23 protein-coding genes are annotated in these 24,232 nt (G+C 69.3%); 13 read left to right on the forward strand and 10 right to left on the reverse strand.

Going from position 1 to position 24,232, the window contains the following annotated elements; translation table 11 throughout:
• Nucleotides 1–10: 10 nt before the first annotated feature.
• Nucleotides 11–436 (reverse strand): VOC family protein, encoded by a 426-nt coding sequence (locus AB7M35_RS21095; protein ID WP_453962463.1) that lies wholly within the window; start codon nt 434–436, stop codon nt 11–13.
• A gap of 17 nt (nt 437–453) precedes the next feature.
• Complete coding sequence (locus AB7M35_RS21100; protein WP_453962464.1) at nt 454–1,374, reverse strand: alpha/beta hydrolase; 921 nt, start codon at nt 1,372–1,374, stop codon at nt 454–456.
• A gap of 325 nt (nt 1,375–1,699) precedes the next feature.
• Between AB7M35_RS21100 and AB7M35_RS21105 the strand changes: the two genes are divergently transcribed.
• From AB7M35_RS21105 to AB7M35_RS21130, 6 genes are all read left to right on the forward strand, one after another.
• The gene (locus AB7M35_RS21105; RefSeq protein WP_453962465.1) at nt 1,700–2,428 is read left to right on the forward strand and encodes a class II aldolase/adducin family protein; all 729 of its coding nucleotides are present in this window, start codon (nt 1,700–1,702) and stop codon (nt 2,426–2,428) included.
• Between the two features lie 302 nt (nt 2,429–2,730).
• Nucleotides 2,731–3,669 (forward strand): ABC transporter permease, encoded by a 939-nt coding sequence (locus AB7M35_RS21110; protein ID WP_453962466.1) that lies wholly within the window; start codon nt 2,731–2,733, stop codon nt 3,667–3,669.
• Complete coding sequence (locus AB7M35_RS21115; protein WP_453962467.1) at nt 3,669–4,550, forward strand: ABC transporter permease; 882 nt, start codon at nt 3,669–3,671, stop codon at nt 4,548–4,550. The genes AB7M35_RS21110 and AB7M35_RS21115 overlap by 1 nt, the downstream gene beginning before the upstream one ends.
• Nucleotides 4,547–6,088, forward strand: a complete 1,542-nt coding sequence (locus tag AB7M35_RS21120) for an ABC transporter substrate-binding protein (protein ID WP_453962468.1) — start codon at nt 4,547–4,549, stop codon at nt 6,086–6,088. The genes AB7M35_RS21115 and AB7M35_RS21120 overlap by 4 nt, the downstream gene beginning before the upstream one ends.
• Nucleotides 6,089–6,152: 64 nt before the next feature.
• Nucleotides 6,153–6,770: a hypothetical protein gene (locus AB7M35_RS21125; protein WP_453962469.1), complete on the forward strand. Its 618-nt coding sequence runs from the start codon at nt 6,153–6,155 to the stop codon at nt 6,768–6,770.
• A complete protein-coding gene (locus AB7M35_RS21130) occupies nt 6,767–7,387 on the forward strand; it encodes a hypothetical protein (protein WP_453962470.1) in 621 nt (206 codons plus the stop codon). Before AB7M35_RS21125 ends, AB7M35_RS21130 begins: the two co-directional genes overlap by 4 nt.
• Here AB7M35_RS21130 and AB7M35_RS21135 read toward each other — a convergent pair.
• Nucleotides 7,384–8,172 (reverse strand): SDR family NAD(P)-dependent oxidoreductase, encoded by a 789-nt coding sequence (locus AB7M35_RS21135; RefSeq protein ID WP_453962471.1) that lies wholly within the window; start codon nt 8,170–8,172, stop codon nt 7,384–7,386. The genes AB7M35_RS21130 and AB7M35_RS21135 overlap by 4 nt on opposite strands.
• Before the next feature lie 320 nt (nt 8,173–8,492).
• On the opposite strand from AB7M35_RS21135, the gene AB7M35_RS21140 reads away from it, so the two are divergent.
• Nucleotides 8,493–9,719 (forward strand): multidrug effflux MFS transporter, encoded by a 1,227-nt coding sequence (locus AB7M35_RS21140; RefSeq protein ID WP_453962472.1) that lies wholly within the window; start codon nt 8,493–8,495, stop codon nt 9,717–9,719.
• A 176-nt stretch (nt 9,720–9,895) separates the two neighbouring features.
• Nucleotides 9,896–10,909, forward strand: a complete 1,014-nt coding sequence (locus tag AB7M35_RS21145; RefSeq protein WP_453962473.1) for a hypothetical protein — start codon at nt 9,896–9,898, stop codon at nt 10,907–10,909.
• A gap of 75 nt (nt 10,910–10,984) precedes the next feature.
• Here AB7M35_RS21145 and AB7M35_RS21150 read toward each other — a convergent pair whose 3' ends face one another.
• From AB7M35_RS21150 to AB7M35_RS21180, 7 genes are all read right to left on the reverse strand, one after another.
• Nucleotides 10,985–11,788, reverse strand: coding sequence for an alpha/beta fold hydrolase (locus AB7M35_RS21150; RefSeq protein WP_453962474.1), 804 nt, complete (start codon nt 11,786–11,788; stop codon nt 10,985–10,987).
• A gap of 10 nt (nt 11,789–11,798) precedes the next feature.
• A complete protein-coding gene (locus AB7M35_RS21155; protein WP_453962475.1) occupies nt 11,799–12,689 on the reverse strand; it encodes an ABC transporter permease subunit in 891 nt (296 codons plus the stop codon).
• A complete protein-coding gene (locus AB7M35_RS21160; RefSeq protein WP_453962476.1) occupies nt 12,686–13,471 on the reverse strand; it encodes a taurine ABC transporter ATP-binding protein in 786 nt (261 codons plus the stop codon). The genes AB7M35_RS21155 and AB7M35_RS21160 overlap by 4 nt, the downstream gene beginning before the upstream one ends.
• 67 nt (nt 13,472–13,538) lie before the next feature.
• Entirely contained in the window at nt 13,539–14,537 is a 999-nt protein-coding gene (gene tauA / locus AB7M35_RS21165) for a taurine ABC transporter substrate-binding protein (protein WP_453962477.1), read from the reverse strand.
• A 117-nt stretch (nt 14,538–14,654) separates the two neighbouring features.
• Nucleotides 14,655–15,377 (reverse strand): aspartate/glutamate racemase family protein, encoded by a 723-nt coding sequence (locus AB7M35_RS21170; RefSeq protein ID WP_453962478.1) that lies wholly within the window; start codon nt 15,375–15,377, stop codon nt 14,655–14,657.
• Nucleotides 15,377–16,582: a DegT/DnrJ/EryC1/StrS family aminotransferase gene (locus AB7M35_RS21175; protein ID WP_453962479.1), complete on the reverse strand. Its 1,206-nt coding sequence runs from the start codon at nt 16,580–16,582 to the stop codon at nt 15,377–15,379. The genes AB7M35_RS21170 and AB7M35_RS21175 overlap by 1 nt, the downstream gene beginning before the upstream one ends.
• A 26-nt stretch (nt 16,583–16,608) precedes the next feature.
• A complete protein-coding gene (locus AB7M35_RS21180; RefSeq protein WP_453962480.1) occupies nt 16,609–17,631 on the reverse strand; it encodes a D-cysteine desulfhydrase in 1,023 nt (340 codons plus the stop codon).
• Nucleotides 17,632–17,725: 94 nt separating this feature from the next.
• Here AB7M35_RS21180 and AB7M35_RS21185 point away from each other — a divergent pair, with 94 nt between their 5' ends.
• The 5 genes from AB7M35_RS21185 (at nt 17,726) to AB7M35_RS21205 (ending at nt 24,133) form a co-directional block, all read left to right on the forward strand.
• The gene (locus AB7M35_RS21185) at nt 17,726–18,673 is read left to right on the forward strand and encodes a LysR family transcriptional regulator (RefSeq protein ID WP_453962481.1); all 948 of its coding nucleotides are present in this window, start codon (nt 17,726–17,728) and stop codon (nt 18,671–18,673) included.
• A 157-nt stretch (nt 18,674–18,830) separates the two neighbouring features.
• On the forward strand, nt 18,831–19,838 hold the full coding sequence (locus tag AB7M35_RS21190) for a Gfo/Idh/MocA family protein (protein WP_453962482.1): 1,008 nt from the start codon (nt 18,831–18,833) through the stop codon (nt 19,836–19,838).
• A 76-nt stretch (nt 19,839–19,914) separates the two neighbouring features.
• The gene (locus AB7M35_RS21195) at nt 19,915–21,171 is read left to right on the forward strand and encodes a M24 family metallopeptidase (protein WP_453962483.1); all 1,257 of its coding nucleotides are present in this window, start codon (nt 19,915–19,917) and stop codon (nt 21,169–21,171) included.
• A gap of 16 nt (nt 21,172–21,187) precedes the next feature.
• Nucleotides 21,188–22,303, forward strand: a complete 1,116-nt coding sequence (locus tag AB7M35_RS21200; protein ID WP_453962484.1) for a CobW family GTP-binding protein — start codon at nt 21,188–21,190, stop codon at nt 22,301–22,303.
• A 111-nt stretch (nt 22,304–22,414) separates the two neighbouring features.
• Nucleotides 22,415–24,133, forward strand: coding sequence for an extracellular solute-binding protein (locus AB7M35_RS21205; protein ID WP_453962485.1), 1,719 nt, complete (start codon nt 22,415–22,417; stop codon nt 24,131–24,133).
• Nucleotides 24,134–24,232: the final 99 nt, after the last annotated feature.

Raw genomic sequence — 24,232 nt, forward strand, 5'->3', positions numbered from 1 at the left:
TCCTGCCGGCTCACTCGTGATCGTCCGGTACGGTGCGACTGTCGGTGCCGAGCCAGCCATGGTGCGAAATGTCGAAGACGATCCCGTCGGGATCCTTGAACTTGCGTTCGAAGTTGCCCTTTCGGGCGTCGCCCAGATCGAAGTAGAACTTGCCGCCCAGCTCCTCGATCCGCGTCCGCATGGCGTCGATGTCGTCGACCTGGACGCCGAAATGGTCGGTTCCGACGCTGCCGACGGCGTCGTCGGTGGCCGCGCCCTCCTGGCCGAAATACTTGATCAGCGCGAGGTTGATGACGCCGTCGCTGAGGTAGACGGCCGCCCCGATCGGGATCTCCTCCCGGCCGACGCGTTCAAGGCCGAAGACCTCCTGGTAGAAGTCGGCGGATTTCTCCAGATCCTGAACCCTGAGGGCGATGTGGCGAAGGCGGGGGCGCATGGCCTGTCTCCTGTCCGTCAGTCGTTGGCAGCCAAAGTCGCCGCACCGGCGCGTCCCAGCCGCAACGGCGGCTGCGGCGCGTCGTCGTGTGTGGCCAGTACCTCGTGGACGTATCGGCCGGCCTCGGAGGAGGTGGCGGCGACGTCGTCGAGAATTTCGAAATGGTTGACCCCTGCGATCTCGGCGCAGCCGGCAAGCAGGCCCGCCCGATCGAGGGCGGCGGCGAAGGCGCGCGCCTGGCGGCGGAACTCGGGGGACTCGTGCTCACCGTAGAGCAGATGCAGCGGCAGGCGAAGCTCGGCGGTGCGCCGGATCGGGCTGAGGTCGGCTGCTTCGTCGGGGCTGAGGTCGATGTAGTGGCGCCGCGCGCTCAGCAGCACCGGCTCCAGGTCATAGGAGCCGCTGATGCAGACGACGGCGCGGAGCGCGCCGTCCGGGAGGAGCTTGCCGGCGGCATTCTCGGCCGCCAGCAGGGCCGCCAGATGGGCGCCGGACGAATGCCCCGACATGACGATTCCGGTAGCGTCTCCCTCCACCACCAGGCGCCGGTGGGTCCACGCGAGCGCGCGCTTCAGCTGGTCCAGGAGGACTGGCATCCGCACGTCGGGCAGCTTGGAAAACTCCGGCAGGACCAGCGTTATTCCGGCGGCGGCCATCGACGGGGCGAGGAAGGCGCTGTCGTCCTTTGACTGGCCGCGCCACGCGCCGCCGTGGATATGGAAATGAACCAGCGGACCGTCGGCGGGGAAGACGTCGATCCGCTCGTCCGGGTGATCGCCGTAGCGGAACTCGGAATGGCCGGGATGAGCCGCCTTCACGCCCGGCGCGGCGGCGGACCAGCGATGCAGGATCGCTTCCATGTTCGCGGCCCATTCTTTCTGGGAATAGGCGCGATCCAATTCTGCCTGGGTGTAGCCGGGATAAATCTCGTCAGACAAGGAAATCTGTCCTCGTTGGCAGCCGTGGCTGCAGGCATATGGCCAGCTAACACCCTGTTGGCGCGATCGGGCCATTGCAAAATGAAGCCGTGCCTATGCCTTTTTGTAATGGGACTTCGAGGCGCCACCCGCCGGCTGCTGGCTGTTCCGCCAGGGGCCGGTGCGGTACCGCTCGACCCGTCCCGCCGGCTTGTCACCCGCGACGGATGACGGCATGAGAGGGGACCGTCTCCGGGAAGGCGTCGGGACGGATGCCGAGAGAGATCTCGGGCGAGAGGCGGCTGAGGGCGCTCCTCGCCCAACCTGTCGAGGAGCGGAATTCCACATGGCTGTTCAGTCTCAGTCCGCGGGCGTCGACGCGGTCATCGCGGACCTGGTGGTCGCCAACCACATCCTCCACGCGCGGGGCATCGTCGACGGCTTCGGCCACGTCAGCGCCCGCCATCCGGACCGGCCGGACCGGTTCCTGCTGTCGCGCAACCGCGCGCCGGCGCTGGTGGAGGCCGGCGACATCCTCGAATACGACATGGACGGGGAGCCCACCGATCCCGACCATCCGCCGGTCTACCTGGAACGCTTCATTCATGCTGCGATCTTCCGGGCGCGGCCGACCGTCGGCGCCGTGGTCCACAGCCATGCCCGCTCGGTCATCCCGTTTGCCACCGCCAAAGGGGCGAGCCTGCAACCGCTGTCGCACATGGCGAGCTTCCTGGGGGAGGGGTGCCCCTGCTACGAGATCCGCGACAGCGTCGGGCCGGCCTCGGACCTGCTCATCCGCGACAACCGCCTGGGCGACGACCTCGCCGGGGTGATGGGCGGCGCGCCCGTGGTGCTCATGCGCGGGCACGGCTACACCGCCGTCGGCGAGACCGTCCGCCAGGCGGTGTTCCGCGCCGTCTACACCGAGTGGAACGCCGGCATCCAGATGGACACCATGAAGCTCGGCGAGCCGATCTTCATGACGCCGGAGGAGGCCGCCGCCTCGGCCGCCGCCAACAACAGCCAGATCACCCGGGCCTGGGACTACTGGGCCAGAGAAGCGGAGAGCCGCTGAACCGGCCTTCTTCCACCCGTCCGGCGCCGTCAGCGCCGGCGCGCCCCGGGTGACGTGACGGCGCGGGCGGTGGAGAGAGCTGCGGGCGGCGCTGCCGCGCGCCGCCGCCGGCTTCCGTACCGGGCCGCGGTTCCGCATCTACCGTTCCCCCTTCCTGCACACCCCGATCCGCCGGGTGCGGCCACCCGGCCCAGCGGCCTCCGGCCGCAGCGTCGCCGTCCCGATTGCGCCCGGCGGATAATCATGACAATGGAAGTCAGGATTTATCATCGGCCGATGCGTCGTACGGGGTGGACGTCACTGTGGCTGGATCAATCGGCAGACGGCTGGGTTTCGCCATCGGGTTGCTGCTGGCGGTATCGGTCTTCGGGTTCGCGCTGCTGCGGCTGATGCCCGGCGACTTCGCCGAGGTGCTGCTGATGGCACAGATGGATGGGGAGATCCCGTCGGCCGAGGCGCTGGAGAGCTTCGAGGCCGAGCACCATTTCGACGACCCGCTGCCGCTGCAGTACGTGCGCTGGCTGGGCGGCGTGCTGACCGGCGATCTCGGCACGTCCCTGGTCACCGGCGAGCCGGTCGGCCGCGAGATCGTGCTGCGGCTCGGCAACTCGCTGAAGCTCGCGGTGGCGGCGCTCGTCCTGTCGCTGGCGATCGCGATCCCCATCGCCTTCCTCGCCGCGCGCCACCGGAACGGGACGTTCGACCGCGTCAGCGCCGTGGTGGCGGTGCTGGGCATGTCGATCCCGAACTTCTGGTACGCGCTGCTCCTGGCGCTGTTCTTCTCCCTCACCCTCGGCTGGCTGCCCTCTTCGGGCTACGGGACGTGGCAGCACGGTGTGCTGCCGACGATCGTCATCGGCACCTCGGTGTGCGGCGTGAGCGCGCGCTATGTGCGCAGCCTGCTGATCGACGAGGCGGGCCGGCCCTACATGCGGACCGCCGCGATGAAGGGGCTGGGGCCCGTCTCGGTGCTGGTGCGGCACGCGGGGCCGAACGTGCTGCCGGCCGTCCTCACGCTCGCCGGGCTTCAGTTCGCGCGGATCTTCGACGGCGTCATCATCGTCGAGACGCTGTTCGGCTGGCCGGGCATCGGACGGCTTCTGGTGGACTCCCTCCTCAACCGCGACTTCCCGCTGATTCAGGCCTGCTTCCTCGCCATCGCGGTCGCCTACATCGCCACGAACCTGATCGTCGACCTGGCGATCTCCGCCATCGATCCGCGCGTGCGGGAGGTCGTCTGATGGCGATGGCGTATGGCGACGGGATCGGCGTTGCGCGCCGCCGGCCAATCCTGCCGCGGCCGACGCTGCTGGCGACCGTGCTCGGCGTGATCGCGCTCGTCATCGTCGCCGCGCCGCTGCTGGCGCCGCACGACCCGGTCCGCACCGACATCCTGAACCGTCTGGCCGCGCCGGGCTGGGACTATCCGCTCGGCACCGACGCCATGGGCCGCTGCCTGCTGAGCCGGCTGCTCTACGGCGCGCGGCTGACGGTCTCGGCGGCCGCGCTGGTGGTCGCCGCCGCGGCGACGCTCGGGACGCTCGTCGGCCTCGCGGCGGGCCACGCCGGCGGCTGGCTCGACCGGATCGCCATGCGCTTCGTCGAGGGCGTCTCGATCCTGCCCGCGCTGGCGGTCAGCCTGGTGATCGCCGGCACGCTCGGACTGAGCCTCGCATCGGTGCTGATCGCGCTGACGGCCGTGCACTGGACCGAATACGCCCGCGTGGTGCGCAACATGACGGTGGTCGAGCGCGCCAAGCCCTACGTCATGGCCGCCCAGGCGATGGGCGCGCCGGGGCGCGTGATCATGTTCCGCCACCTCCTCCCGAACGTCGCGGGCCCGCTGCTGGTGCTCGGCGCCTACTCGCTGTCGTGGGTGATCCTCGCCTTCGCCGGGCTGAGCTTCCTCGGCCTCGGCGTCGAGCCCGGCACCGCCGAATGGGGGCGGATGGTCGCCGAGGCGCGCAGCCACATGCGGGCCTATCCGCGGCTGGTCCTCGCCCCCGGCCTCTCGATCATGGCGCTCGTCATCGTCGTCAATCTGCTGGGAGACGCGCTGGCCGACCGCTGGCGCGTCGACCAGGTCCTCGGCCGAAGCATCAAGAAAGGAAGACCCGAATGACCCCACTGAGACGCATGCTGGTTGCCGTCGCGGGACTGGCGACGCTGATCGCCACGCCGGCGACGGCCCAGGAGGACGTGGCCCGCGCCGACACGCTGATCGTCGGCACCATGTGGGAATCCCTGCCGCTCGCCATGGCGCCGCGCCGCAGCCGCTTCTTCAACGAGAGCGAGATCCTCGACACGCTGATCAAGCTCGACTTCGACATGACGCTGGTTCCGGGGCTCGCGACCTCCTGGGAGCGGGTGTCGCCCAAGGTCTGGCGCTTCCAGATCCGGGAGGGCGTCGTCTTCCACGACGGCACGGAGCTGACCGCCGACGCGGTGAGGAACTCGCTGCAGCAGGTGGTCGATCATCTCGCCTATGCGGGCGATCTCCTCAACATCGCGCGCATGGAGGCGACGGGGCCGCTGACGCTGGAGATCGAGACGACGGAGCCGTTCGCGGCGCTGCCGAACCAGCTCACCGACGCCATCACCGTCATTTACGCGCCGTCGTCGTTCGACGAGACCGGCAAGTTCGTGAAGCCGGTCGGCACCGGGCCGTGGAAGTTCGTCGACTACGTCAAGCAGGACCGCACCATCGTCGACCGGTTCGACGGCTACTGGGGCGAGAAGCCGGCGCTTGAGCGGATCGTCTACCGCTACATTCCCGACCACAACATGCGCACGCTGGCGCTGGAGGCCGGCGAGATCGACTTCGCCACCAACGTGCTGCCCTCCGACGTGGCGCGGCTCGAGGCGGATCCCGCCTTCACCGTCTACGCCGAGCCGACGGCGGGGCTCTATTACGGCGCCTTCAACACGGCCGGCGACACGCCGCTCGCCGATGTGCGCGTGCGGCGGGCGATCAACCATCTCGTCGACCGCGAGGCGCTGGTCATGGGCGCGCTCGACGGGGTCGGGAAGCCCGCCTGGAGCTTCTTCGCGCCGCAGTTCGACTGGGTGCCGGAGGGCGTGGTGCCCTACGCGGTGAACGAGGAGGAGGCGGCGGCGCTGCTGGAAGAGGCCGGCTATAGCAACGTTGACGGCCAGTGGCAGAAGGACGGCAAGCCGCTCAGCCTGCGCATCCTGTCCTATTCGAGCCGGGCGGAAATGTCCGCGATCACCGAGGCGCTGGCGGCGCTGCTCGCCAACCAGGGCATCGCCAGCGAGGTGCAGCTGTTCACCTGGGAGGGCATGCTCGACCTTGTGCGGCAGGGCGCCTACGACGTCTCCGTGGTGTTCTGGACGCCGGAGATGACCGGCCACCCGGACCTGCACCTGAAGTCGCAGTTCCACTCCAAGGCGGAGATGAACTACCAGGGCTGGGCGAACCCGCGCTTCGACGATCTCGTCGACACGGGCCGCACGCTCGACCGTGGCGAGGCGTGGGACGACACCTACCGGGAGGCGCTGCAGACCCTGCAGGACGACGCGCCGATCATCCCGCTGGTGCACAAGGTGTTCGTCGCAGCCTCGGCGAGCGACGTGCACGGCTACCGCATCCACCCCTCGGGCTTCTTCTTCGACTTCAAGAGCGTCTCGAAGGGCGATTGACCCATGCGGGGCGGGGGCAGGCGGCCCCCGCCCCGTCTCACGCGGACAAGAGGAGCCTTCGGCCATGGCCCGGTGCCTGTTCCTGAAGCCCATCAAGGGCGCCGGCGGCGACCTGCCGAGCGTCATGGGCTTCGTCGACGACGCCGACGAGATCGACCACTACGCGCTGCACGAGACCGAGCTGGCGCGCTACGCGGCGCTGCTCCTGCCGGCGCACCTGGACCAGCGCTACCTGGGCGAGATCGCCCCGGTGGTCGAGGCCTACCTCGACCAGGGCGGGACGCTCGTCTTCAACGGCCACGTGGCCTGGCCGATGCTGCCGGAATTCAACCCTTTCGTGCCGCTGCCGAAGATCGATCTGGACCATCTGCAGCTCCATCGCCTCACCGCGCATCCCGTGTTCGAGGGCGTCGAGATGGCGGACCTCACCTACCGCAGGGGCGTCGCCGGGTTCTACGCGCGCGGCCACAATCCGCCGCCCGACGGCGCGGTACCGGTGCTCGGGCTGGGGCCCGACCGCAGCCCGTGCGACTGGGTGTACGAGCGGCCGGGCGGCGGGCGCATCTTCATGCACGCCGGCAACGATCTGTGGATGTACGCGGGCGACGGCACCACGGCGGGGCGGATCGTGCCGCAGCTCTGCGCCTGGGCGGTCGGCCACGACAACGAGGTGCCCGCATGAACCGGATCGCGGCGCTGGACAGCGGCACCTACTACCACCACCGGACGCTCTACGAGGCGCGCTACCGCGACGCCTTCGACGAGATCATCTATGCCCGCCGGCTCGGCGAGGCCGATCTCTCCGCCGTCGACGTGCTGATCGTCTCCTGCCGGACCGATCCGTCGCTGCTGGTGCCGCACCGCGAGACGTTCCAGCGCTTTCTCGACGGCGGCGGGACGCTGGTGGCGATGGGCTCGACAGGGCCGCACCAGTGGCTCGACCGCGTGGTCTGGACCGACACGCCGACGAATTTCTGGTGGTGGAAGGAAGGCGGCAGCCTCGGCCTCGCGTGCGTGGCGCCCGACCATCCGCTGTTCGGGCACATCACGCTCGACGACGCGACCTGGCACCACCACGGCCACTTCGCGCCGCCGCCGGGCGCCCGCTCGCTCATCGACGTCCGGGGCGGCGGCTCGATCCTCTACGAGGACCGGGCGACGACGAACGGCACGCTGATCGTCACCGCGCTCGACCCGATGTACCACCACGGCAGCCACTTCATGCCGGCGACGACGCGCTTCCTCGACGGCTTCCTGCCCTTCCTGAAGGGGCGGGGCGGGCGCCGCCAGGCGGTCTAGATCCCCGGCGTGGCGCCGCCGTCGATGGCGAAGCCGACGCCCTGGACGTGGCGCGCGGCGGGGCTGCAGAGGAACGCCACCATCTCGGCGATGTCGTCGGTGGTGCCGAGGCGGCGGATGCCGGCCTTTGTCACGTTGCGCTGGCGGATCTCGTCCTCCGGCACGCCCTCGGCGGCCGCCTGCTGCTGGACGAGCTGCTCCAGCCGGTCGGTCTCCACCATGCCGGGATGCACGATGTTGACGTTCACGTCGTCGACGAGCCCCTGCTTTGAGAGCGACTTGCTGAAGTGGGCGAGCGCGGCGTTGACGGCGCCGCCGACCATGAAGGTCGGGCCCGGCGTGTAGGCCGCCGCGCCGCCGATGTTGATGACGGTGCCGTGCCGCGCCGCCAGCGCCGGCCAGAGCGCGCGGGTGAGCCGCACGGCGCCGAAGAACTTCAGGGCGAAGCCGTCGGTCCACTCGGCGTCCGGCTGGGCCGGGAAGGCGCCGGCCCGGGTGGCACCGGCGCAGTTGACCAGGATGTCGAGGTGGCCGAAGGCGGCGAGCGCCCGCGCGGCGGCGTCCGCGCAGCCGGCCTCGCTGGTGAGATCGGCCGGGATCGCGACCGCCCGGACGCCGTGCGTGGCCTCGATCTCGCGGGCGGCTTCCTCGAGGGCGTCGCCGGAACGGGCGACCAGCGCGACGTCGGCGCCGTCGGCGGCGAGCCGGCGGGCGATGGCAGCCCCGATTCCCTTGCTGGCGCCGGTCACGAGCGCGGTCTTTCCGGCAAGCCTCTGGTCCGACATGGCGTCTCCTCCAACGTCCTGTGCCTCGGGCCGCGGGACGCGACCGCCGGAAGGCTTACACCTCCGGGGCGGGAAGGAGAAAGTCCGCAACGAGCGCCTCGAACAACGCCGGCTTCTCCGGGCGGACGCTGTGGGCTGAACCGGGGGACGACGGCGTCGGCGCGGCGATGCGGGTGGTGGAGAAGCCCGCGCGGAGACTTCGTTCGCGAGAGAGTCGCAGCAAAAAACATTGACAAAAGGAAACTGAAGCGTTTCCAAATATATAGGAAACGAAACCGTTTCCAAAATAGCTTGCTAGCACTCTTCCATAGGAACAAGGCATGAACACCGGCTCAAAGCCCAACACTGTCGCGATTGCAATCGCGCTCGGTTCGCTCTGCGCGCTGGGCCCATTTGCCACCGACATGCATATTTCGGCCTTGCCGAGGATGGCAGACGATCTCTCGAGCTCGGCTGCGACCATCCAGATGACGATGATGACCTATTTCTGGGGCTTCACCGTCGGCCAGCTGTTTTATGGCCCGGCTTCCGACAAGCTCGGCCGGAAGCCCGTGATCTTCTTCGCGCTTACCGTCTTTCTGGTCGGCACGGTCGGTTGCGTCTTGTCGGGAACCGCCAACCAGATGCTCGCCTTCCGGTTTCTCCAGGGCTTTGGAGGCTCGATCGGGATGGTCATCGCGACCGCCGCCATTCGCGATCTCTTCAGCGGCGCCAGTGCTGCCAAGCTGATGTCGTCGGTGGTTCTGGTCCTCGGCCTTGCGCCCGTCATCGCGCCGTTGGCGGGCAGCCTGCTTCTCACCTTCTTTTCGTGGCGCGCGATCTTCATCGTGATGGGCCTGCTGGGGATCGCCGTGGCGGTAATCGTTGCGCTGCTGTTGCCGGAAACCCGCACGCTGTCGCAGCGCGCCGCAAGCCAACCGGCAAAGGCCGTTTATTGGTACGGCAAGTTGCTCTTCACACGTACCTTCATCCCCTATGCAGGCACGCTCGCGTTTGCGTTGGGTGGCTTCTTTGCCTATGTCGCCGGCTCTTCGTTCATGCTGATCAGCGTTTATGGCCTCAGCCCGGTCACCTACTCGATGATCTTTGCGTTCAATGCGATCGGCATCGGTATCAGCGCCCAGATCTCGTCGCGTCTGGGCGAAAGGATCGGGCTGAAGAATGTGGTGAAATGCGCCACCCTCATCTATGCGGGTGCGGCAGTCCTGCTGGTCCTCGCGGAACTGACCGGCGTCGGCACCGTCTATTCCGTCTGCATCCTGCTCTTCGTACTGGTGTCAGCCGGTGTGGGCGGCATCATGCCGTCGTGCAACGTTCTGGCCATGGAAAGCCACGGCCAGATTGCCGGCACGGCAGCTGCCCTTTGTGGTGCGCTGGGCTTCGGCGCCGGAGCACTCTCCAGCGCCGCTATCGGCATATGGGACGATGGCACTGCGCTGCCCCTGCTGGCGATCATCGCCAGCTGCGCCGTCGGCTCCGGCCTCGTTGCCCATCTGACCTTCGGTGACAGCCGGGCCGGTGCGGCGGCTGCAACTGCCGGCTCATGAGCCGGCAGCACCCCGGGGTTTCGGTCATCGCCGCCCGATCAGTCCCTCGGGCCCGGCAGGTCCACTGGCGCCGGTCGCGATACTCTCCGTATCAACGGCTGTACCCGGCTTCGGCTTGCCCCGCCTCGGGCCGCGCTCTAGACTTTTTGTCCGATCCCAGCGGCGCCACGGATTGTATGATCGACGAACTGACGGCCGTTTCTTCGGTGTTCGGCGTAACCATCATCGGAGCCGTCTCCTTTCTCTGGAAACTCTGGCGATCGCGCCGGGCGCTTGGCGAGTCGAACATTGCGCTCCAGAACAGGCTGGACGAAGCCCAGACGTCCGGACGCAGGCTTCAGAAGGTGGTGGACGCGCATGCGATGCAGTCGCGGCGCCTGAACGCCGCCCTTCCCAGCGATGTCGAAGGCAAGCACCAGCTTTTCCATGAGCTGCTGTCGCTCTCCGACGCTGCCCAGAAGGTCAAGCCGCACGGGGAGGACTACCCGGGGCCGACGCTTTCCAGGGAGTTCTGCCTGACGATGGCGAACTTCATCGCCAAGAACCACCTCATCGGCGACGAACGATATTCATGCGCGCTGCTCTCGGTGACGAGCGAGCTTCTGGATCGCGTCATGCAGTCGCTGCTGATCAAAATGGATCGCGAGGAGGGTCAGGATCGGATCGACTTCAGCGGCGACGACATTCTTCTGATCATCCGGGAAGTGAACGATCTCTTTGACGCATCCTGCGCGCGCAGGGTTCTGGAAGCGATCGACTGCTGTCTCTCGGCCAAGCTGATCGTCGCGCACACCACCGCCGAGAAGATCGGCAAGGATGCGTTTGACAGAGAAATCGCGGAATCGAACGCGGATCTGAACGAGGCGCTCAAGGTGGCGCGCAATGTCCATGCCGCGGATCCGTTGCCGTCGTGGGTGTATTTTCCGAACTACGCGATTTCCTCCGCCATCCTTCAGAAGGAGGCCTATGGCGACGGCACCTATCTGGCTTATCTGAAGGAGCGCGGCATCGATGACTTCGTCCGGCAATCCAGTGCGGTGAAGATGGCGCTCAAGCGATGGCTGCTGGAGGGCGACGAAGGCCGCCACGAAACGACGGGTCGGGACCCGACGTTCGTCAGGACCTGGTACGTGAACATCAAGCAGAGCGGACTTTCCGGGCAGTCTCTCTTCGCTCCGCACGAAGCCTGACGGCCTGAAGCCTGGACAAGGTGCGATGGACCGCCGCGCCGTGCGCCCGGCTCGGGCGCCGGTCCGGCGCATCTTCTATCCGCGGTCACGCGCCTGGGCGGGAGCCAGGAAATCGGCAACGAGCGCCTCGAAGAGCGCTGGCTTCTCCTGGTGGACGTTGTGGGCGCAGCCTGGAACGACGGCGAGGCTGGCGCCGGCGATGCCGCGCCACAGGGCTTCGGGCTGGGGCCAGGCGTAGGAGCGGTCGCAATCGCCCCACAGCACCAGCGTCGGCGCGGCGATGCGGGCAAGCCCGGGCCGGCCGTCCCAGCCCTCCATGGCATCGAGGCCGGCGAGCGCCGTCTGCGCGCCGACCAGTTCTCCCAGCGCGCGGCAGAGCGGGAAGGCGGCGGCGTTCTCGCCGTCGACGAACCAGGTGGCGGCGATCCGCCGGGCGGTGGCCGGCACGCCGTCGGCGCGGAGGCGCCGGCGCGATGTCTCGATGGGCTCGAAGCGGTCGGGCAGGACGCCGCGCGGCCCGGTGCCGTAGAGCACCAGCCGGTCGATCCGGTCCGGGACCAGGGCGGCGATCTCCTGGGCGATCATGCCGCCCATGGAATGGCCGAGGAGATGGAAGCGGCCGATGCCGAGGCGGTCGAGGCCGGCGATCACGTCGCGCGCGTGGCCGGCGATGGTGTCGGGGCTCGCCTCCGCCGCGCGGGCGCCGTAGCCGGCGAGGTCGGGCGCGACGACGTCGAAGCGGTCGGAGAACCGCTCGACCTCGCGCCGCCACATCCCGGAGCCGCCGAGATAGCCGTGCACCAGCACCAGCGGCGCGCCGCTGCCCCGGCGCAGGCCGGGGATGCCGGCCGGCGGGTCGTCGGTCGCGTCGGCGGCCATCGGTGGCGGCCTACATCTTGCCCTTCCAGGGCACGACCTTGCGCTCGATGAAGCGCATCAGGAGGTCGAAGGCGTAGGCGATCGCGGCGATCACCATGATGCCCATGATGACGGTGGAGGTCTGCAGGAACTGCGAGGCCGACAGCACCATGTAGCCGATGCCGGAGGTGGCGGCGACCATCTCGGCGGCCACCAGGGTGGTCCAGCCGAAGCCGATGCCGATGCGCATGGCGGTGAGGATTTCCGGCAGCGCCGAGGGCAGGATGATGTGGCGCATGACCTGCCAGCGCGACGCGCCGAAGGAATAGGCCGCGTGGATCTGCTCGATGGCGGCGGAGCGCACGCCGGCCTTGGCGCCGAGCGCCACCGGGGCGAACACGGACAGGAAGATCAGCAGAACCTTGGAGACCTCGCCGATGCCGAACCAGATGATCATCAGCGGCAGGTAGGCGAGCGGCGGGATCGGCCGGTAGAACTCGATCGGCGGATCGAAGATGCCGCGCATGGTCGGGCTCATGCCCATGGCGAGGCCGAGCGGCACGCCGACCGCGCAGGCGAGCAGGAAGGCGCCGAACACCCGGGCCGCCGAGATGGCGATGTGCTCCCACAGCGGCGTGCCGGTGAAGCCATTCTGCCAAACGGTGACGAACTTCTGCACGATCGCCTGGGGCGAGGGCACGAACAGCGGCTTGACGAGGCCGAGCTCGGTGACCAGCCACCACAGGAAGATGAGCAGGCCGATGGTGACCAGGCTGAGCACGACGGTGTCGCCGCTGCCCGGCACGCCGTAGGTCTCGCCGGGCTGGGTCGGCTTGCCGCGCGCCAGCCGCGCGAAGCCGGCGGCGATGGCGGATTTCCGCTGCGGCGGGCTGTCGGTTGCCTGCTCGACCTGCTCGCTCATGCGGCCTCCTCGTCGGCGAAGATGATGCTGAGAACCTGCTCGCGGATCTCGATGAAATCCGGGGACGCCTTGATCTTGCGGGCCGGCTGGCCGTCGCAGAAGCGGCGCGAGAAGGGCAGGTCGAAGCGATGGGCGATGCGGCCCGGCCGCGGCGACATCACCACCAGCTTGGTGCCCATGAACAGGGCCTCCTCGACGCTGTGGGTGATGAAGAACATGGACTTCTTTGTATCGTTCCAGATCTGGAGGATCAGCTCCTGGGCCTTTTCGCGGGTCAGCGCGTCGAGGGCGCCCAGCGGCTCGTCCATGAGCAGCACCTTCGGCTCGCAGGTGAGCGCGCGGGCGATGCCGACCCGCTGCTGCATGCCGCCGGAGAGCGAATAGACGGGCGACTGCTCGAAGCCGGCGAGACCGAGCAGGCCGATGAACTTCTCGGCGATGGCGTTGCGGTTCTGCTGGGAGATGCCCTGCAGCTTCAGCCCGAAGGCGACGTTGTCGAGGACGTTGAGCCACGGCAGCAGCGCGTGCTTCTGGAACACCACCGACCGGTCGGCGCCGGGCCCCGCGACGGGCTCGCCGTCCAGCGTGATCGATCCCGACGAGGGCGACAGGAAGCCGGCGATCAGGTTGAGCAGCGTGGACTTGCCGCAGCCCGAGGCGCCGAGGGCGACGACGAAATCGCCGGGCTCGATGGTGAGGTCGATCTTGCGCAGCGCCTCGACCGGCGGGCGGCCGTTCGCCGCCGGGTAGACGACGGAGGTGTCTTCGATGCGTAGCGCCATGCTTTCTCCCCGGAAAGACGACCGCGGCGGACGGATCCGCCGCGGCCGGAACGGTCGGTCGAAGAGCCTACTTGCCGATGGCCGCCTTGGCGAACTCGTCGGTCACGTAGTCGGAGTAGTCGTCGGCGAGCTGGTCGATGCGGCCGGCCGACTTCAGGAACTCCGCGGTCTCCTTCAGCGCCTTGGCCGCGCCGCCGCCGAGCCACTTCTCGCCGACCTGCTCGGAGAGCGGCAGGTAGGTGAAGCCCTCGATGATTTCCGGAACCTGGTCCGGCTCGGCGCCGGTGCGCTCGGCGATCGCCTTCACGGCGGCGCTGTCCGGGGTCCAGGCCGACGGGTCCTTCAGGTAGGCCTCGTTGGCGTCGTTCATCGCCTTGGTGAAGGCGACCACGGCGTCATGGTTGGCCGCGGCGAACTCCTTGTTGACCACCCAGGCGTCGAAGGTCGGGTAACCCCACTCGGCGGTCTGGTTGGCGCTGACGAGGCGGGTGCCCGTCTGCAGGATCTTCGCCTGCACCGGCTGCCAGATCCAGGCGCCGTCGATGGCCCCCTGTTCCCAGGCGGCGGCGATCTGGTCCGGCGGCATGGAGATGATGGTGAGCTCGTTCTCCTTGATGCCGGCGTGCTTCAGCGCGCCCATCAGCGAGAAGTGGGCGGTGGAGCCGACGGGCACGGCGACGCGCTTGCCCTTCAGGTCCTCGATGGTCTTCACGCCGGAGCTTTCGCTCACGATCAGCGATTCCGCGTCGCCGATGACCATGGCGAACATGAACATCTCGATCGGCACGCCCTGGCTGGCGGCGATCGCCATCGGCGACGAGCCGAGGTCCGACAGGACGACGTCGCCCGAGGCCATGGCGGCGATGACGTCGGTGCCGGAGGCGAACTTGCGCCACTCGATGTCCCAGCCGGTCGCATCCTCGAATTTCTTCTCGGCGGCGGCGTACTGGTCCGGCGTCGGGTTGCCGAAGTGTCCGATGATGACGGTTTCCGCCTGGGCCGAGGCGACGAAGGCGGCAGATGCCGTCACGCCGGCCAGGAGGAGTGCTGCAAGGGTGGTCTTCATGCTGACTTTTCCTTCTCTCTTCTGATGATCCGTCCCCTTTTCCGGGGATCTGGTGTGGAAGACGGGAACGACCTTGTCCGGCAGGCCCTTCAGCTTGCCCTCTGGACGTTCCGCGTCTCAAGCGTTCCTTGCAAAGCCTCGCACAATTTCTGCGGGCGCGCAGGAGACGGCGACGACCTCCCCAGCCAGCACGTCGATGGTGTCGGCAAGGGGAAGCACATTGCGTGCCGCTTCGGCGACGATGGAGAATTCCGAGCAGGCGATCAGCAGGCAATCCGCCCCGGCGCGGGCGAGCTCGGCGGCGGCATCGGCGAGCGTGCGGCGGGCGGTGGCGTAGTCGCGGACCTTCACGGCGCGGATCGCCGCCAGGAGGGCCGCCTCCTCGCCGCAATAAAGCGGCGCCAGGCCGTGGTCGGCGAACGGCCGCTCGAAGATGCCGGTGATCCGGACCGCCGGGGAGGCGAGGATGCCGACGCGGCCGGCGCCGAGGCCGGCCATGTGGCGGGACGACAGCGCGACCATGTCGAGGAAGGGGATGTCCACCGCCGCGACGATCGACGGGGCGAAATGGTGGGCGGTGTTGCACGGCATCGCCAGCGCCTCGGCGCCGGCCGCCTGCAGGCGGCGCGCCATGGCGACCAGCACCGGGGCGGGGCTCGGGCCGCTGCCCTCGACGAGCGCCTTCACCCGCGAGGGCACCTGGGGATTGCTGTCGACCAGCAGCGGCACGTGGTCCTGGTCGTCGGTGACCTCGGTCCGCTCGATGACGCGCTGCATGAACAGCACGGTGGCCTCGGGCCCCATGCCACCGAGCACGCCGATGCAGCGCCGCGCCGCCATCACGCGGCTCCCCGGGCGAGGCGGGCGGCACAGTGCGCGATGATCTCGGCGATGTGCCGGCAATCCTCGACGGAAAAGGTCAGCGGGACGCGGAGGTCGAACAGGCCGGAGAGCACGCGGTCGGTCTGCGGCAGCGACTGGGGCTCCAGATAGGCCCAGCTGTGGTGGCTGCTGGTGAAGGCATGCGGCTCGGCGGCGCCGAACCATTTGAGCTCCACCCCGAGCGCGAGGGCGTCGGCCACGAAGCGGCGGGCGTCGTCGGCGCCGATGGCCGGGATCAGGAACTGGAACGAGCTGCCGACGTAGCGCTCCTCCGGCGGGCGGACCGTCAGGCGCAGCGCCGGCGCGCCGCGCAGGCCGTCCTCGAGCGCGCGGTAGCGCGCGTTCCAGCGCTCCACGCTGGCATCGAGCGTGCCGAGCTGGGGCAGCAGGATCGCCGCCCGAAGATTGTCCATGCGGCCGGAATTGTTGGGCGTTTCCAGCCGGATGCGCTCGAACACCGCGGCATCCGGGGCGGCGCCGTGGCGCTCGTAGAGCATGTAGGAGCCGGACAGGATGATGGCGCGGGCCATCAGGTCGGGGTCGTCGGTGGTCAGCAGGCCGCCTTCGCCGGAGTTGATGTGCTTGTAGGTCTGGGTGCTGAAGCAGGCGACCCGGCCGAAGCTGCCGCTCTTCCGGCCGCGCCAGGCTGCGCCCATGGTGTGGGCGCAGTCCTCCACGACGATCAGTCCGTGGCGGTCGGCGATCGCCATCAGCGCGTCCATGTCGGCGAGGTGGCCGCGCATGTGGGAGAGGAGCAGGAAGCGGGCGCCGGTTGCCTCGGCCTTCGCGTTGAGATCGTCGAGGTCGATGACGAGGTTGTCCGTCGTCTCCACCAGCACCGGCTTTCCGCCGGCGGCGACGATCGCGCCGGGGACGGGGGCGAGGGTGAAGGCGTTGGTGAGCACCGGTTCGCCCGGCTCCAGGCCCGATGCGCGCAGCGCCAGCTGCATGGCGTAGCCGCCGGAGGCGCAGGCCAGGCAGTAGCGGCTGCCCTGGTAGGCGGCGAAGGCGCGCTCCAGCTCGGCGGCGGCCGAGGGCTCGCCGGCGACTGTGTTGTAGCGGTGGAGCCGGCCGGAGCGCAGCACGGCCACCGCCGCCTCGATGGCGGCCTCGCCGATCGGCTCCTGCTGGGTGAAGCTGCGGGTGAAGGGGCGCACGGTCATCGCGGGGTCTTCGTTTGCCGGTCCGCTCACGCCGCGCTCTTGAGGGCGGAGGGGGATCCGAACGCCGAGGTGTAGCCGAACAGGGCGGCCGAGCCGCCGGTGTGCAGGAAGACGATGCGCTGGCCGCGGGTGAAGTGCCCCTTGCGCACGAGGTCGATGAGGCCGGCGGCGCCTTTTCCCGAATAGACGGGGTCGAGGAGGATGCCCTCCAGCTGCGCGAACATCTCGATCGCCTCGATGGTGCTCTCGGCGGGGATGCCGTAGCCGGGGCCGACATAGTCGGTGTTGGCGACGACGTCCTCGCGGGCGACGATCCCGGCGCAGCCGAGCTTCTCGGCGGTGCGGCAGGCCAGCGCGAAGACGCTCTCCTCCTGCTTCGGCCGCGGCGCGCGCACCCCGATGCCGAGCAGCGGTACGCCGGCGTTCATCGCCTTCAGCCCGACGACGAGGCCGGCCTGGGTGCCGGCGCTGCCGGTGGCGTGGACGAGGGCGTCGATGACCAGGCCGGCGTCGTTGGCCTGGCCGACGAGCTCGAAGGCGCAGTTGACGTAGCCGAGCGCCCCGGTCGGGTTGGAGCCGCCGCCGGGGATCGTGTAGACGCGCTTGCCGCCGGCGCGAACCGTCTCGGCGACCGTCTCCAGCTCGGCGTTCATGTCGAGGCCCGGGCCGCGCTTCTCGCTGGTGGCGCCGTGCAGGATGTCGAGGAAGACGTTGCCGTTGCCGGTGTAGTTGGCGTCGGTGGAGCCGGTCCGGTCTTCCAGCAGGAGATGGCAGGCCATGCCGAGGCGCGCGGCGGCGGCGGCGGTCTGCCGGGCGTGGTTCGACTGGGTCGCGCCCTGGGTCATCACCACGTCCGCCGACTGCTCGGCGGCCTCCGCCATCAGGAACTCCAGCTTGCGCGTCTTGTTGCCGCCGGTCGACAGCCCGGTGCAGTCGTCGCGCTTGATCCAGATCTCCGGGCCGCCCAGTTCGCGGGTCAGCCGGTCCAGCCGCTCCAGCGGCGTGGGGAGATGGGCGAGGCGCAGCCTGGGGAACTTCGCAATATGCATAAGCAATGATCATGACCAAGAAATGCGCGGGTGCAAATGCAAAATTTACGTCCTAACTTGCGCTTTCGGCATAATGTTCGAGGATTATTGAGACATGCGGCTGGACTGGCTGGAGGACATCCTGGCGGTGCTGGAGGCCGGTTCGCTGGCCGCCGCGGCCGAGCGCCGCTTCGTCACGCAGCCCGCCTTCTCGCGGCGGATCATGGCGATCGAGGCCCATCTCGGGGTCGAGCTTCTCGACCGCAGCCGCAAGCCGGCGCAGATGAAGGCGGCGGTGCGCAATGAGCGCGAGCGCATCCAGGACCTCGCCACCCGGCTGCGCGAGCTGGAGAACCACCTGCGCCGCCAGGACCGCGAGGTGCAGAACCGCATCGTCATCTCGTGCCAGCACGCCATCACGACGTCGATCGCGCCGGCGCTGGTCCAGCAGCTGTCGGGCGACCGCAACCTGAGCACCCGGCTGCGCTCGGCGAACCGGGAGGAATGCTACGCCCAGCTGATGACCAAGCAGGCGGACATCGCGCTGCTCTACCAGTCGGAGACGGAACCGCTGCCGGCCGGCGACGCCTATCTGGAGCGCATCGAGATGGGGCCGGAGCCGCTGATCCCGGTGTTTCCGACGCGCCTGCTGGAGCGGCTGAACGAGGACTACGCGCGGGGCGTCATCCCCATCGTCGCCTATCCGGCCGAGGTGTTCCTGGGGAAGGTGATGAACCAGGAGATCCTGCCGGGGTTTGCCAGCGCCGCGTTCCTGAGCAAGCGCGCCGAGACCGCGCTGACGCTGGCGATGAAGCAGCTCGTGTCGGCGGGCGTCGGGGTGGCGTGGCTGCCCGCCAGCCTGGTGGCCGACGAGGTGGCGTCGGGCGCGCTCAGCGATCTCACCGCCGAGTTCGGCGCCGGGCGGCTGCAGATCGTCGCCATGCGCCTCCGGCTGGAGGGCGCGCCGGTGGTCGACCGGGTGTGGCGCGAGATCGAGCTGATGTACCGGCCGCCGACGCCCGAGCCGTCCGACGATGCGGCGGGACGCGCCGACCCGGCGTGAGCCTGGCGGGGAGCGGGTCGGGCTGACCCGCCGGCCGGCGACCGGCCGGGGAATGTTCAGATCGGGCAAAAAACTCCCGACGCCGCGGCCAAAACTCACGGATCCTGTCGCCCATAACCGCCTCCCGTGGAGGGGCGGAGCGAAGGGCGGAGACGACATGAAACAGGTGAAGGCGGCGCTGGTCGGCTACGGCTGGTGGGGACGCAAGATCGCATCGCTGGTGGCGGGCGCGGGCGAGGGCATCGCGATCGAGGTGATCGTCGAGCCCGGCGACCAGGCGCGCGCCGAGGCCGAAGGCGCCGGCTTCCGGACGGTCGCGACGCTGGACGAGGCGCTGGCCATGGCCTCCGTCGAGGCGGTGATCCTGGCGACGCCGCACCGCTTCCACACCGACCAGGTGCGCGCCGCGGCGGAAGCCGGCAAGCACGTGTTCTGCGAAAAGCCGCTGGCGCTGACCGGCGACGAGGCGGCGGCCTCGGCCGACCTGTGCGCGGCGCGCGGGCTGGTGCTGGCGATCGGCCACGAGCGGCGCTTCGAGCCGGCGGTGGCGGCGCTGCTCGCCGATGCCGCGGCCGGCCGGCTGGGGCGGCTCATGCAGATCGAGGCGAACTTCAGCCACGACAAGTTCGTGGGGCTCGCTGCCGACAACTGGCGGCTGGACAAGGCGAGCGCGCCGCTCGCCGGCATGACGGCCACCGGCATCCACCTGACGGACCTGGCGATCGCGCTCTTCGGCGCGCCGGCCTCGGTCCACGCCTACTGCGCGCAGCTCGCATCCGGCATTCCGCAGGGCGACACCCTCGGCGCCCACATCACCTTCCGGGACGGCGGCACCGCCTATGTGGCGGCCTCGCTCGGCTATCCGTTCGTCTCGCGCTTCGCGCTCTACGGCTCGAAGGGCTGGGTGGAGATTCGCGACAAGTCGCACGTGGAGGCGCCGACGGGCTGGCTGATCCTGCGCAGCGGCGAGGGCGGCGCGACCGTGATGGAGGAGGTGCCGCCGGCGGAAGCCGTGATCGCCAACCTGGAGGCCTTCGCCGCCGCCATCCGCGGCGAGCGGACCTATCCGATCCCGACGGCCGACATGGTGGCGAACACCCGCCTGCTGGAGGCGATGATGCGGTCGGTGGAAACCGGCGACGCGGTTCGCATCGGCGCGCGCTGACCCGCGCCTCCCGACATCGCGCGCCGGCCAGCCGGCGCGTCCTTTCCTCGTCCTCCCAAGCAGAGAGTGACCCGCAATGAAATACAACCAACCCCATTCGACCGCCGCCTGGGGCGCGATGGCGAAGGACTGGGAACAGGGCATCGACTACCACCGCCTGTCCAAGGAGCGGCTCGGCCGCGCCCAGCGCGCCATCCGCGATGCCGGGCTCGGCGCGGTGCTGTGCTTCAACTTCGACAACATCCGCTACGTGACGGCGACCCACATCGGCGAGTGGGCGCGCGACAAGTTCATGCGCTACGCGCTCTGCCCGGCGGAGGGTTCGCCCTACCTCTGGGACCCCGCGCCGCCGGCCAAGCGGATCTCCTCGCCGTGGATCGCCGACAACGTCGCCGCGCCGATTACCACCATGCAGGGCGCGCTGCCGCCGCACCTGAACGCGGCCGGCGATTTCGCCCGGCAGATCCGCAAGGCGATGGTGGAGTACGGCATCGAGAAGGAGCCGCTCGGCATCGACATCATGGAGCTCGGCATGATCCGGGCGCTGGAGGCGGAAGGGATCGAGGTGGTCGACGGCCAGCAGGCGCTGCTCGACGCCCGCGAGATCAAGACCGTCGACGAGATCGAGCTCCTGAAGATGGCCTCGGCGATGGTCGACGCGACCTATGTCGACATCGTGCGGGCGATCCGGCCCGGCACCCGCGAGAACGAGCTGGTGGCGATCGCCAACGACCGGCTGTTCCGGATGGGATCGGAGCGGGTGGAGTGCGTGAACTCGGTGTCCGGTTCGCGCGGGCGACCGCATTCGCACACCTTCTCCGACCGCCTGATCCAGCCGGGCGACATGGTGTTCCTCGACATCATGCACTCCTTCAACGGCTACCGGACCTGCTACTACCGCACCTTCATCTGCGGCGAGCCGAACAAGCACCAGATCGACGCCTACGAGACGGCGTCGAAGTGGATCAGCGCCTCCATCGACATGATCAAGCCCGGCGTGACGCCTGACGAGGTGGCCTCGGTCTGGCCCGACGCCCAGGAGTTCGGCTACCGCGACGAGGCGGAGGCCTTCCTGCTGCAGTACGGCCACGGCGTCGGGCTGTCGCTGTGGGAGCGGCCGATCTTCTCCAAGCGCTTCCGCGGCCAGAACACGCCGCTGAAGGAGGGCATGGTGTTCGCGCTGGAGACCTGGAAGGGCGCCGAGGACGGCTCCGGCGCGGCGCGCATCGAGGAGGAGGTCGTGGTGACGAAGGACGGCTGCGAGATCATCACCAACTTCCCGTCGGACCGGCTGATCTCCTGCGGCCTGCCCGGCTGCGAAGTCTTTTCGTGAGGGCGTGGGGGTCGCGATGACCGGCCGTCCGGCCTCGGGCGCTCCCGTCCGGACGCCGGTGACCATCGTCACCGGCTTCCTCGGAAGCGGCAAGACGACGCTGCTCAACCGGGCGCTGAAGGCGCCGGAGCTCGCCGGCACGCTGGTGGTGATCAACGAGTTCGGCGAGATCGGCCTCGACCACCAGCTCGCCGCCGCCAGCGACGACACGGTGGTGGTGCTGGAGAACGGCTGCCTCTGCTGCACCGTGCGCAGCGACCTGGTGGGGACCCTCAACGCGCTCCACCACGACCGGCAGGCCGGGCGGGTGCGGGCGTTCGACAACGTGGTCATCGAGACGTCGGGCGTCGCCGAGCCGGGGCCGGTGCTGCAGGCCTTCCTCTCCGAGCCGACGCTGGACGGCCTCTACCGGGTTGCCGGCGTCGTGGCGGTGGTGGATGCGGTGAATGCCCGCGACACTTGGGAGCGCCATGAGGAGGCGGTGCGCCAGGTGGCGCTGGCCGACACGGTGCTGATCAGCAAGCTGGACCTGGCCGGTGAGGGCGCGGAAGCGGACCTGCGCGCCGCGATTGCCGGCATGAACCCGGTGGCGGAGATCCGCCGCATCGACGATCCGGCGCTGTCGGTGGCGGCGCTGCTCACCCGCGCGGGCTTCGATCCCGCCGACCCGCGCGCCGACCCGCGGCCCTGGCTCGGCGTCGACGGTCACGAGGCGGCTCAGCACGGACACGCCGGACACGACCATGACCATGACCACGACGGATCCCACGGCCTGCACGGCCACGGCATCGAGAGCTTCGTGCTGGTGCGCGACGAGCCGTTCACGCGCGCCGCGCTGCAGTTCCTGCTCGACGGCATCCAGCAGAATCTCGGCACCGGCCTGCTGCGGGTGAAGGGGCTGGTGAACGTCGCCGAGGAGCCCGGCCGGCCCGCCGTGATCCAGGGCGCCCAGCACCTGCTGCACACGATGACGTGGCTGGAGCGCTGGCCGGACGCCGACGAGCGCACACGCGTGGTGTTCATCACGCAAGGCGTCGCGCGCGAGGCGCTGTCGCAGATGATCGAGCTGCTCGACCGGGTCGCGGCGCGCACCTCGCGGGCCCGGCTGCGCGCCCGGACCGAGCCCGACTAGGCGCGCGCGCAGGGAAAGGATCGGGGCGAGGTGCTTGAAAGCGGCCGGTCTGGCCCGTCTATATGCCGGAACGAACGTTCCGGAATCGGACGGGTCCAGGGGGAAGCGGTCTTGAACGACTACGAGTTGCTGCGCGTCATCGACTTCATGGAGAAGGTCCGCGCGCCGTTCCTGAAACGGATCCCGGGCGCGACCGACGATCCGTACTGGAACATCGTGGTGTCGCTGGTGCGCGAGCACGTGCTGGGGCGGATGGTGACGGTGTCGTCGCTGGCGCAGATGTCTGGCGCGCCCTACGCGACGGCGCTGCGCCGGATCAACGCGCTCATCGACAACGGGCTGATCGTCACCCGCGCCAAGTCGCCGACCTCCACCAAGTTCGCGCTGCTGCCGAGCGAGGAACTGCTGGCCGCCTTCATCGAGCAGGCAACCGACGTGAAGGTGCTGGTCGCCCAGACCATCGGCCTCCGGCCCGGCGTGGAGAGCGAGGGGGAATACTATTTCGGTGGCTCGGCCGGCTCGCGGCTGATCCCGCCGCTGCGGCTGGTGGAGCGCCGCCGCAACGAAGACTGGGACGTCCGCTTCCTGCTGCACAACGACAACTACTTCGTGTCGATGCAGAACATGTGGACCGACATGCGCAACAATCTGGCCTCGCGCTCCGACTTCGAGCTGCAGCCGCTGCCGCTCCTGCACACCCGCGCGCTGGAGAACGCCCGTTCGGCCGACCCCGTGTTCGACGTGGTCAGCCTCAACATGCCGTGGCTGGGCGAGTTCGCCGAAGCCGGGCTGCTGCGGCCTCTCGACGATTTCATCAGCCGCGGTAACATCCAGGCCCTCGACTTCCATCCCTCGGTCTGGTCGACGGGCACGTGGAACGGCCGCCAGTACGGCATCCCGATCTACTGCACGGCGGAGGCGCTGCTCGCCCGGCGCGACCTGTTCGAGGAGGCGGGGCTCGCCTATCCCAAGCGCTTCGCCGACGTGCTGGAGGCCGGCCGCGCGCTGCACCGGCCGGCAAAGGGCCTCTACGGCATCAGCTGGAATGGCGCCAGGGGCATGCCGGTCGCCTCGACGTTCATGTTCCTGATGGGCTGCTGCGGCAAGCCGATCATCGGCGCCGCCGGGCGCGCGGAGAGCTTCTCGCCGCAGGCCGGCACCGACGTCGCCGAGACGGTGAACATCGACACGCCGAGCGGCGGGGCGGTGCTCGACTATCTGCACCAGCTCATCGAGATCTCGCCGCCGGGGGTGCTGGAAGCCGACTGGAACGCGGCGCTGCGCACCTTCCTCACCGGCGCGGCGGCGATGAGCTACTGCTGGACGATGCGCGCCGCGCGGTGTGAGTACGATCTTCAGTCGGCGGTGAAGCGGAAGGTGGAATACCTGCCGCAGCCGGCCGGGCCGAACGGCCAGCAGGTGACGCCGCTCGGCGGCTTCGTGCTGACGCTGCCGGCGAGCCTGTCGCCGGACCGCGCGGCGCTCGCCTTCGAGGCGATCGAATGGATGGCGTCGCGGGAGGCGATGAAGGAGCACGTGAAGAACGGCTATCCGGTATCGCCGCGCTTCTCCGTCAGCGCCGATCCGGAGGCGGCCGCGACGTCGCCCATCGTCCGCTTCGTCGACAAGCTCGCCCGCCGGGACATGCTGCATTCCTGGCAGCGGCCGCCGATCCCGGCCTACCGCGCCATCGAGGAGAGCATCGGCGAACACGTCCACCGGGCCCTCTGCGGCGAGATCGCCGACAAGGCGGCGCTGAGCCTGATCCAGGAGACGGTCGAGCGGCTGCTCAGGCAGAGCGCCAGGGAGGCCCAGGGCGTCCCGGGCTGACGGCCATGCGCGGTCGATCGGGCCGGCCAGGCGCACACGCGACCTTGGCCAAGCCGCCCGCAATTGGCTAGACCAGAGCAAACCGGACGCGATCCGGAT

The organism is Amorphus suaedae, from assembly GCF_053629675.1.